The organism is Albibacterium profundi (assembly GCF_042159835.1).
Taxonomy (GTDB): domain Bacteria; phylum Bacteroidota; class Bacteroidia; order Sphingobacteriales; family Sphingobacteriaceae; genus Albibacterium; species Albibacterium profundi.
In genome coordinates, this window is the sequence record NZ_JBBVGT010000002.1 from 241,313 (window position 1) to 253,329 (window position 12,017).

Annotated in this window: 4 protein-coding genes; all 4 read left to right on the forward strand. The window is 39.6% G+C overall.

Features of this window, described 5'->3' with window-relative positions; genetic code table 11:
* Positions 1–7: 7 nt before the first annotated feature.
* The 4 genes from WKR92_RS02430 to WKR92_RS02445 all read left to right on the forward strand — a co-directional run bounded on the left by WKR92_RS02430 (position 8) and on the right by WKR92_RS02445 (position 12,009).
* Complete coding sequence (locus WKR92_RS02430) at positions 8–4,783, forward strand: amino acid adenylation domain-containing protein (protein ID WP_375556242.1); 4,776 nt, start codon at positions 8–10, stop codon at positions 4,781–4,783.
* Positions 4,764–9,338, forward strand: coding sequence for a non-ribosomal peptide synthetase (locus tag WKR92_RS02435; protein WP_375556243.1), 4,575 nt, complete (start codon positions 4,764–4,766; stop codon positions 9,336–9,338). The genes WKR92_RS02430 and WKR92_RS02435 overlap by 20 nt, the downstream gene beginning before the upstream one ends.
* A gap of 79 nt (positions 9,339–9,417) precedes the next feature.
* Entirely contained in the window at positions 9,418–10,173 is a 756-nt protein-coding gene (locus WKR92_RS02440; RefSeq protein ID WP_375556244.1) for a 4'-phosphopantetheinyl transferase family protein, read from the forward strand.
* A 24-nt stretch (positions 10,174–10,197) separates the two neighbouring features.
* A complete protein-coding gene (locus WKR92_RS02445) occupies positions 10,198–12,009 on the forward strand; it encodes an ABC transporter ATP-binding protein (protein WP_375556245.1) in 1,812 nt (603 codons plus the stop codon).
* Positions 12,010–12,017 lie beyond the last annotated feature (8 nt).

Sequence of the window (12,017 nt, forward strand, 5' to 3'; positions counted from 1 at the left end):
TATTATCATGAATAAAGACTTTTTCTCGATTCCCTCCACATCAATTCTTGCAAAAATTGATGCACATCTCTACGATTCGCCCGATCGAACGGCTATTTCGTTTGATAACCAAGAAGTTAGTTTTTATAAACTTATTACTGAATCCAATCAGCTTGCCCAATACCTTATCTCCCAAGGAGTAGGCAAAGGAGACATCGTTGCGCTATGTCTGGATAGATCGCCCAACCTGATTGTCTTAATGCTCGCCGTCCTCAAAGCAGGAGCTGCCTATTTGCCATTAGATCCCACTTACCCTAAAGACCGTATCGAGTTCATGGTCGAGGATTCTGGCGCGAAGTCATTAATCACGCAAACTCGTCTGGAGAATAAGTTTGACATTTTAGTCCCAAAATTACTTCAAGAAGATATTTGGCTTGAGCTAAGCAGATATGAACCTACACAACACTATGATATTGAGGCATCTGATTTAGCTTACATTCTCTACACATCAGGTACTACAGGAAAGCCGAAAGGCGTGCAGATTGAACACGGGTCACTTGCCAACTTCCTGTTAAGCATGCAACAACGTCCTGGCATAAGTAACGATGATATTCTTTTAGCCACCACAACCATATCTTTTGACATCGCCGGCCTTGAAATCTTCTTACCATTGATCAGCGGTGCCAAACTTGTTTTTTGTACAACTGAAGAGTCAAGAGACGGATTTGCTTTATTAAAACTTCTAAAGAAACATCATGTCACGATGATGCAGGCCACCCCTGCTACATGGCGGATGCTCCTGAATAGTGGTTGGAAAGAAAAGCTACCCATTAAAATATTATGTGGTGGTGAAGTACTCTCACAAAAATTAGCGAAGCAACTACTCGCACTCAGTAATGAACTGTGGAACATGTACGGCCCGACAGAGACCACAATCTGGTCATCCATTCAACAGATCACTGACGGATCGGATATTACCATCGGCAAGCCGATTCAAGCCACGCAATTTTATATTGTCGACGAAAACCTGACAATTCTAGAACCCGGTTCTATCGGGGAAATCGCCATAGCTGGCGCCGGTGTCGCAAGAGGTTACCTGAACAGGGAAAAACTTAACGATGAAAAGTTTATACTGCTCGACTTAGGTAATAATCCAGAACGTGTATACCTCACGGGCGATCTTGGCTACCTCAACGAAAATCAAGAATTCATTTGTTTGGGACGCAAAGACGATCAAGTAAAAATCAACGGACATCGCATTGAGTTGCAAGAAATTGAGACCACACTTAACCAATTGGAAACAATAAAAGAGTCTCTAGTAATCAGCAAAAAAAACGCAGACGAAACCCAGAGCCTTGTCGCCTATATTATTGAAAAGCCTAACTTCAATAAACAAGAGGCTATACAACATCTACAAAATACATTACCGGATTATATGGTTCCACTGGTGTTCATTAGCTTAACCAGTTTTCCGTTAACAGCAAACGGCAAGGTCGATAAAAAACAACTTCCTGAACTATCCGAAACACGCCGTCTGGATGGAGTTTATGTTCCCCCAAACAGCAATACCGAGTTACTGCTACAAAGCATTTGGTCAGACATACTTTGTCTGAAGCAACAAATAATCAGTATTGACCATAATTTTTTCGAATTGGGGGGCACGTCTTTATTAGCGCATCAATTGGTCCAATATCTTGGTCAACACAATATTGATGTTTTTCCCACACATGTTTATCAATACCCAACCATTGAACAGTTAAGCGCCTTTATCAATGGTACGGAGAAGGAATCTGATGAAACCAACTTTACAGAGCATCCAGCTGACGAGGACGATGATATAGCCGTTATCGGTATGGCAGTGCGTTTTCCAGACGCCTCCACAATTGAAGAGTTTTGGGAAAACCTGAAAACAGGTAAAGAGAGCATAAGCTTTTTTAGTGACGATGAACTCGATGAAAGCCTTTCAGCTGATTTGGTCAACAGACCCAATTATGTCAAGGCACGGGGAATTTTAAATGATATTGACAAGTTTGATTCTGCATTCTTCGGAATGAACCCAAAATCTGCTGAGATTATGGATCCCCAACAAAGGATTTTTTTGGAACTCGCTTGGGAAACGTTAGAAAATGCTGGTTACGCAAAAGATCTACAAAAACCCCAATCCATAGGTGTCTTCGCTGGCTGTAGCCATAACTCTTACTACACCAAAAACGTACTTCAGTATCCCGAACTGATTGAACAAATGGGAGAATTTCATGTCTTAACTTTGAACGACAAAGATTACCTCACTTCGCGTGCTGCTTTCTCCTTCAATCTCAGAGGCCCAGCAGTTACTATTCAATCCGCTTGTTCAACATCATTATTGGCCATCGCTCAAGCAGTCGACAGTATTCGAAAAGGTCAATGCACTATGGCCTTAGCAGGCGGTATAGCCATCAATCCACCCGTAAAAAGCGGACATCTTTATCAGGAAGGAGCAATATTCAGTAAAGATGGCCACTGCCGGCCTTTTGATGCTCAAGCCAGCGGAACGCTTTTTAGTGATGGTGGAGGACTTGTTATGTTAAAACGCAAGAGTCAGGCATTAAAAGATGGAGATCACATTTACGCGTGCATTAAGGGCATCGGCACAAGTAACGATGGGAACAATAAAGGCAGTTTTACCGCACCTAGTGCAGAAGGACAAGCAGATGCTATCAAAATGGCATTAAAAGATGGCGAAGTATCGCCCACAAGCATCGGCTATATTGAGGCGCACGGCACAGCAACACCATTAGGTGACCCCATCGAAATTGAAGGGTTAAAACTAGCTTTCGGAGAAGTACACGAGAAACAATATTGTCATATAGGATCCGTAAAGGGCAATTTCGGACACCTCACCGTAGCGGCTGGAGTAGCTGGTTTTATTAAAACTTGCTTATCGCTCTATTACCAAGAGATTCCAGCGTCAATACATTATAACTCGCCTAATCCCATTATAAACTTTCAGGACTCTCCTTTTATAGTAGCCAACGAGCATAAGGCATGGAATACGCCCCAAATCAGGCGAGCTGGCGTCAGTTCGTTTGGTATCGGAGGCACGAATGTCCATGTCGTCCTCGAAGAAAACGTGCCGAACAAAGAAGAGAAAGATGCAATAGCTTCATCCCCCTTCCACCTAATAAACTGGTCGGCGAAGACTGAAACTAGCTGTATTCTTTACCAAGATAAACTTCGAAGTTTTCTCATTGAAAAACCCAATTTAAATATTGACAACCTAAGTCGCACGCTCCAGTTACACAAAGACAATCTCTCTTACCGGAGATATACCGTTGCTTCAAACAGGGAAATGCTAATTAGCGATCTTGAAAACCAATCGAAATCTAAGGCCAAATGGGCACGTACCGTCAAAACCTTAGCATTTGTCTTCCCAGGTCAAGGTGCACAGTATATCAACATGGGAAAAGAAATCTATGAATGTGAGCCTGTATTTCGAGAAGAAATCGATCGTTGCGCAGAAATCTTAAACGATATCATCGACAAGGATATCAGACGAATTCTTTTCCCTGCATCAGTCGATTATAACGCAGAAGACAACCTGACCAACACACTTTATACCCAACTTACACTTTTCGTTGTCGAGTACGCTTTAGCCAAACTATGGATAAGCTGGGGAGTTAAACCCAATATACTCGTTGGTCATAGCGTCGGAGAGTTTGTGGCTGCACACCTATCAGGCATATTTAGTTTAAAAGATGCACTCTACCTCATTGCTTTACGTGGTGAGTTCATGCTACAACTTCCTGAAGGAAGCATGTTGGCTGTTAGAACAAAAGATATCAACGAAATACTTCCATCTGATTTAGATATTGCAGCTATTAACTCGCCTGACGTAGCAATTGTTTCCGGATCTGCCGATTCGATCAAACAATTGGCGAATAAGCTCACTTCAAAAAATATATCATCAAAGCTACTAGCAGCCAATAAAGCCTTTCACTCTCGAATGGTAGATCCTATAATCGACCCGTTTCAAAAGGCAGTCCAGAGCATATCCCTGAATACTCCAAAAACACCAATCATATCAACGGTAACTGGTACCTGGCTAACAGACTCCGAAGCTCTTTCACCATCCTACTGGGCCTCACACCTACGTTCTACAGTCAACTTTGCCGCAGCAATCCATCTCCTAAAACAAGAGTCCTTCGCTTTGGCTATTGAAGTGGGACCCAAAAACACGTTAACAAATCTTATTCGCCAGCAAATAGCTGATAGCGATTTGAAAACTTACGCCAGCTTAGCCAGCAGTTCATTAGGTGACTATTACGCAATCTTAGATTGCGTGGGCTCTATCTGGTCGGAAGGTTACGCATTGGATTGGCAGAAATTTAACGCTTTGAGACCAACAGCTCGCGTCACGACTCCGACTTATGCATTTGACCGTCAAAGCTATTGGCTTGACGCCAAGTCACCAAAAGTAGAAGTGATTCATGATGATCACTATAAAACGTTGGAAAGAAGAAATGTGGAGATAGCAAGAAACACCGTTATCAGCTCTTCAAATTCAATTGTGATTGAAATAAGAAATATTATTGAAGATATCTCGGGACTCTATTTAGACAACATAAGCGATGAATGCAGTTTTATTGAAATGGGTCTGGATTCCCTTCTTCTCACCCAACTGGCCTCTACATTACAAAGACAATTTCAAGTGTCCATTAATTTCCGAAAGCTAAATGAAGAATTATTCAACATTGAGATTCTAGCAGCGCACATTAACAAACAAAAAGAAAACAACCATGAACCCTATGCTATATCCACTAAATAATTCGTTCAACGACATGCAGATCGAACAATCAAAAGAACTAGTCATTGAAAAGACAATACCAACAACTGAGGCACAAAAAGAGATTTGGCTTGCATGCGAGATTGGCGGACAACAAGCAAACCTATCTTACAATCAATCATTTACAATCGATTTTACGGGAAACCTTCAAACTGACAAGTTGTGTGAAGCACTTAAACAATTAGTGATTAGACATGAAGCGTTAAGATCGAACTTCAGCATAAACGGACAGAAATCAAACATCTACATTCAGCCGCCCATTAGGGTCGAAAAAAGTGACCTATCACACCTGCCCACTTTATTGCAAGAGGAACATTTCGGTGAATTTATTCGAGAGGACGCTTTACAATCATTTAATTTGCAAAATGATGTTTTATTCAGGTTTACCCTTCACATATTTAATGACCAAAAACATCGGCTTACCTTATCGTTACATCATATTGTTGCCGATGGATGGTCTATCAATATAATTTTAAAAGATCTATCAAAAATCTATTCCGAGCTGGCACTAAATAAAGAAATCCAACTCTCTCCTGCTTCACAAATCAGCGAATATGTCGCCGATGAAATTGATTATAAAAAAAGTCATGCTTTCCAACAAACCGAAGAGTTTTGGACAAGCCGATTTAAAAAACAGCCTGCTCCTCTCAATCTACCAACTGATTTCCCCAGAAAGCCGGAAAGAGTATATCAAAGCTCAAGAGCAGATTTACCAATAGATCAAGATCTAATCGAGAAAATCAAACAATTTAGCATCAAACACCGATGCAGCTTACCAACTATTCTAATAAGCACATTTAAAATTTTTCTCTACCAAATCAGCTTTCAAAAAAACATCATACTTGGGTTGCCTACATCTGGCCAGGTCAGTCAGGAAAAGTACAATTTAGTCGGACATTGTGCCAATCTTCTTCCATTAATAAGTGAACTGGACCCTCTAAAACCCTTTATTACCCATCTAAAAGAAACTCGCTCTAATTTGTTTGACGCTTACGAGCACCAAAACTTCACATTTGGAGAACTTTTCAAAAAAATACTTATCAACCGTGATCATTCAAGAGCAGTCTTGGTTCCCGTTGTATTAAATATCGATACATCACTTGGCGATCAGGTGTCATTTCTGGGTCTAAATCACAAAATAATCAGCAACCCAAAATCACACGAAGTCTTTGAGATCTTTTTGAATATCAATCATACAAAAGCTGAAACTGTCTTTGAATGGACCTACAATAAAGAACTTTTTAAAGAAGAAAGTATCAGAAAGTATCATGAGAGTTTTGTCAATATCCTCGAAAAAGCCATTCACAACCCCGAATGCTCCATTGCAGAAATTGTTCACAAAAAGCAGGACAACCTAGTAAGCAAATCGATCGATAAAACACTCAATGAACTTTTCTATTCAGCAGTTGAACAATTCGAACAACTCCCGGCAGTGAGATTCAAAAACGTCCAGTTAACATATAACGAACTCAATAAATTCAGCAATCAATTTGCCCGTTATCTCCTGAAAAAAGGAATAGCTCCCGGAGACATGGTCGGAATTTCATGCTCCCGATCTGTCGACACCGTCATCGCCCTGCTTGGTATTATCAAGGCAAGAGCATGTTATGTACCTATCGATATGTCACTGCCTCTCGAGCGGATAAACTATATCGTCCATAACGCCAATATCAAATTACTTTTTGACGAAAAATGGCTTAATAAGCATATTGTAGCTAGCAACGAATTTGACGCCAACAATCTCACTCTTGAATCAGACAGTCACGATCTCATTTACCTACTCCATACGTCAGGATCAACCGGCGTACCAAAAGGTGTATGCATGGGAGACCAAGCGCTGGTAAATTTGCTTTTATGGCAAATAAATAACAGCGCAATGAAAGCTCATTCAAAAACCTTACAATATTCCGCTTTGAGTTTCGATGTTTCTTTTCAAGAAATCTTTGCAACGTGGCTGTCTGGCGGGGAGCTCATTCTCGTTGACGAAGAAACCCGTAAAGATCCGAAAGAATTACTTGGTTATATCAACCAACATGGCGTAAATCGTGTATTCATGCCTTTCGTCGCTTTACAATCGATCGCCGATACGGCTGTTAACAGCTGCCTTTTTCCTTCATCTTTAAAGGAAGTGATCACAGCAGGCGAACAGTTAAAAGTGACCAAACAAATCCGTCAGCTTTTCTCCTCATTAAAACACTGCACTTTATCCAATCAATACGGTCCAACCGAGTGCCATGTAGTTAGTCAACTTAAGCTGGAAGGCAGTCCGGAAACTTGGCCACACTTACCTAGTATTGGCAAAGAAATCTACAATACACAGATATTTATTCTAGACAACAACTTACAGGAGGTCTTACCCGGCGAAACAGGCGAACTCTGCATCAGCGGCCTTCCGCTTGCCCAAGGCTATTTAAATCAGCCAGAGATAACTAGCGATAAATTTATAACTTTTGTTAGTGACGATGGAGAACATATATGTATATATAAAACTGGTGACCTCGCCAAACGTCTACCAAATGGCGAGATAGACTTTTTGGGTCGCCAGGATTTTCAGGTCAAAATCAGAGGTTATCGAGTAGAACTAGGAGAAATTGAACATCACATCTTAGCACAAAAGAATATAAGAGATGCTGTCGTAACCTGCAGGGAAAGTCTCTTAGGGAATCAGCAATTGACCGCTTATTACATTCTACGTGATCGCCATGCGGAGAATATAGACATTCGGCAAGCTATACAACAACGTTTGCCCGAATACATGATTCCTCATCACTTTATAGAAGTCGATCAATTCCCAAAAACAACATCCGGAAAAATCGATAGAAAGCGTTTACCTTCTCCTCAAATTAACAGCCCGAAGATAAAATCGGAAGAAGATCAACCCCTTGACATCGTCCAGGAAAAAGTCGTTAACGTATGGAAACATTTCCTTAGCAATGAAAATGTAACTGTCGACAGCAACTTTTTTGAAATGGGCGGACATTCTTTAATCGCAATCAATGTATTAATAGAACTTGAAAAACAAACAGGGATAAGGCCTAAGTTAAGCAGTATATTCAAATTCCCGCGATTAAAAGATTTCGCACTATTGTATGAGAAAACTCTTCCAAAATCTGACTTCGAGATAAATCAGAACAACCAACAGATCATCAGTGATGAGACAGCCGCTATTATAGAAGCACCAATCCTCGAGACACAATTGGAAATCTGGGTAACTTCAATTTTAGGTGGTGATCTCGCTAATAAATCATACAATATATCGTCGGCACATATCCTGACAGGCGATTTGAATATCGAATGCTTAGAAAAAACGATCGAAGCCATCGTAAACCGTCATGAGTCACTCCGAACCAGGTTCAATGAAGATGGCAGTAAAATGCTTATTCATAAAACTGTTCCAGTACATATACATCAAGACGACTATTCTGCGTTAGACAAGTTTGAACAAAATCAGAAGATATTGACCTATTCAAGAGAGGTCTCTGAAGCACCATTTGACCTCAGGGAAGAGAATCTTTTCAGATTTTCACTCTTAAAGCTTTCATCAAACTCATACTATTTTATTTTTACAGTACATCACTTGATATGTGATGGCTACTCACTTAATATCATTCTTAATGAAATTAGTGCTATATATAATCTTTTGTTGACCGACAAACATTTGAGTTTACCAAAAGCACCTTCACTCCTGTCGTATGCGACACATAAAGATGCATTTTATAAAAGTGACGACTATCGTAAATTAATTGCCTATTGGGAGCATGTAATACCAAAAGATTTGGCACCCTTGGACTTACCTTTCGACTTTCCACGAAAACCTTCTAAAAGCTACAAAGGAGCCAGCTTTCAATCAAATTTATCCAGAGCTTCAACGAAGAAAATAGAATTATTTAACAAAAAACATGGTTCAAGCTTTTCTCTCACTACACGCATATTATTTGAGCTCTTTATATATCAGCTAAGTCAACAATCTAATTTTATGCTCGGTCAATTATCCTCGGATCAGATACACAATGCTAGTGAGGGTCTGGTTGGTCACTGCGTCAACCTGCTACCCATTCACTGTTCAATTGATAATCAATTAAGTTTTCTAGCTCATTTTAAGAAAAGAAGTGCCGAGCTGATAGAGGCCTATAGTAATCAATCAATCACCCTAGGGACATTAGTAAAAGAAATCAACTTAAAGAGAGCAGCACATTCTCCAGGATCAATATCAGTGGTTTTTAATAGTCTGATCGGTCTTCATAGCGGTTTGATTCTTAATCAGGTCAAAGCAGAAGAATACCATTTCGACTCCCAAAATGAAAAATTTGACTTAACACTAAACGTCTATGGAAGCGAAGACCTACCTCTTTTCGAATGGAATTATTGCACCGATGTCTTTAAAGAAGGAACCATCAGGAATTTCATGTTAAATTTTGAAAATTTAGTTGACAAATTAATATCAACACCAGCAAAAACACTTGACCTATTATTAATTAGAAATTCTGATAAAGAATTAAAGTATCAATTCCTTTCCTTTTTTAGAAGACGATCTTGAGAATACCTATTAATTGGTATTGTAAGAATCTGGCTGTCAAGATACCTTTACCTTAATTCTAATGCTATAACAATATTTCATGAATGCAGTAATGATTGACCCGATAGAAATCCGAACACAATTTATTCCAAGTATTATTTGGCAAAAAAATGACTCTATCGCAGACACCGATCTAGACAACACCGTCCATATATGGAAAATAAAGGTACCGGAACATTTTTGCTCTCTATTTAAGGAATACCGACATATTCTAAATTCTAAAGAGTATGAAAAAGCTAAAAACTTTCACTGGGAGGATGACTTCCGCAGTTATTTAACAGGGAGAATGGTTTTAAAGATCTTATTAAGTAAATACCTTGACATATCAGCATTAGATATTGAGTTTGGAGCATCGGGGACAAAGCCTACAATACATAAGAATGATAATTTAAAATTTAATCTTTCCTATTCAGGTGAGTATATTTTAATCTCCTTGTCTAAAACAGAAACTGGCATTGATATCGAAAAAATCAACCCAAAGTTTGACTATAAGAGCCTTCTGGAATCATGTTTCGCAGGAGACGAAAATCAATTTATTTTAGCAGATTCTAAAAATAGCCGGCGAAACTTCTTTCTTCAATGGACACGGAAAGAAGCCCTATTAAAATATACGGGTCAAGGTATTATCGACAACCTAATCATTGTTCCAAGCATGGATGGAACCCGATCAATAACGGAATCTGGGTTAGATCTCCACGAAGATCTACAGGTTGTAAGCTTTGATATCAGTCAGGATTGTGTTGGAACGATTGCCTACCCGAGGCACCTAAAAACAGTCAAATATTATACCTGGTAACAGTAACAACAAACCACAAAAAAGATGATCAGAGCAGCTGCTAGACGCATTCGCGTCATCAAGTCGAACCTTAACGTTCTTCATATCTTAAAATTTATATGGAAGGTCTCGCCAAAAAAAACATTAATTTCGCTAGGTTGTATTTTAATAGAAACGGGTATTTTCTTCGTATCACTCTATGCTTTAAAACTATTGATTGATACTGTCTCGGAAAATACCGATAATATAGGCGGTCCTGAAGTTATCAACAGTCTTATTTTAGCGGCAGTTTCCGGAATTGCCTATATCGCCATTAAATCGTTGTCTGTTTATATCTCTGAGGTTCAGTCTCAAACAATTGCAGAACACATCAGCGATGAAATCCATGAAAAAACAATTGCACTTGATCTGGCATTCTACGAAAGTCCAGATTATTACGATATGCTGAGCCGTGCATTAAATGCCGGATCTGACAGACCCGTTGCCGTAATTAATACACTTTTTGAAATACTAAAGACCATCATGTCCCTAGTCGCTTTCGGCATGGTTTTGATAACTATCGACTGGACACTACTGCCCATTCTTGCCCTCTTCGTAATCCCAACCATGTTGGTGCGTATCAGTTTTGCAGATAAATTTAATGCCTGGAGAATCAGGCAAACTCCGCTTGAGCGTCAGTCGCAGTATTACAGTACCCTTATTACCACTGAACAGCATGCCAAAGAAGTCAGAAGTTATGATCTCGGAAAATATTTCAAAAACGCCTTTATGAAGGTCAGAATGACCTTATTAGGTGAAAAACTAAAAATCAGCAAAGATCGTACAAAAAACGAAGTGATTACCGCTAGTTTGTCCAGCATCGGATTTTTTTCCTGCATAGCCTACATCATTCTTGGTTCGCGAACCAATAGTATTGGCGATATTACGGTGTTCCTGGTTATTTTTCCACAATCGTTCACCTTGCTTCAAAACTTATCTACACATATTTCTACATTGTATCACCACAATATCTTCATCAACAGCATTTTCGAACTCTTTGAACTCAAACCATCGCTTCAGGAGCCTCAAAAGGCTGAACCTGTTAAAACTCATCTGCCGGTAAATTTTGAATTCAAAAACGTAAATTTCTCTTACCCTAATACAAGTAAAAAAGTCTTACAAGACATCTCCTTTAAAGTCAAATCACGTCAGATCATTTCCATTGTAGGGATGAACGGAGCAGGAAAAACTACCCTTATTAAAATGCTGTGTCGCTTCTACGACCCACAAGCAGGTCAGATTTTAATGGATGGGAAAGACATTCGAAATTACGCAAGCAAAGATTACCGCAAGCAAATAGGCATGGTATTCCAAGATTTCGCCAAATATCAGGTAAGCGCAGCCGACAATATCCGCTTCGGGAATCTCGAGAAAGAATTTAAGCTCACTGAAATCAAAGAGGCTGCCGAAAAGTCGGGTGCTAATGTGTTTATCGAGAAATTTCCAAAACAATATGATAATATGATGGGAAGGATCTTCGATAATGGCCATGAAGTAAGTATCGGTCAATGGCAAAAACTCGCCAATGCTCGTTGTCTCTATTCCGATGCCCGCCTTCTTATTTTTGATGAAGCGACAAGTGCCCTTGATGCGCAAGCAGAAAAGGAATTTTTCGATGATTTCAGAAGACATATAGGTGACCGGGCAGCAATCATCATTAGTCACCGTCATTCCGCAGTTAAAAATGCAGATCATATCTATGTTCTATCAGGCGGAAGAATTAGTCAATCCGGAACGGATGAAGAACTGTTAAATCAAGATGGCGACTACGCAAATCTTTTTAAAAAAGACAGCGAATTAGAACCTCTAAAATTATAAATCAAACC